Genomic DNA, 255 nt, shown 5'->3' on the forward strand with positions numbered 1-255 from the left:
TTGTTGGTGGGATTGTAGCTATTGTGCAATGGTTATGGGAAATCTTTGGCCCCAAACATATTCCACCTTCACCGCTGCAGAATTACACAAACCAGGTTGTTAAACCAAATGGTTTTTTTTACCAGTCAACAGGGTACTTTCTCTCTGCTAAAACAAACTGGGAAGGTCGTGGCCAACTTTTTCAATTTCATGTAAATGAGTTAGTGTGGGAAGATGGTCACCATAATATGGTCATGCTCAATGACTCAATCAGTG

At 40.8% G+C, this 255-nt stretch carries 1 protein-coding gene; it reads left to right on the forward strand.

Annotated elements, in window-relative coordinates:
- Positions 1-255: hypothetical protein (locus tag ACQ96U_RS27250; RefSeq protein ID WP_431724424.1), on the forward strand; the 255-nt coding region annotated here is incomplete at both ends.

The sequence above is a fragment of the Zooshikella sp. RANM57 genome (assembly GCF_050749885.1).
GTDB lineage: Bacteria > Pseudomonadota > Gammaproteobacteria > Pseudomonadales > Zooshikellaceae > Zooshikella.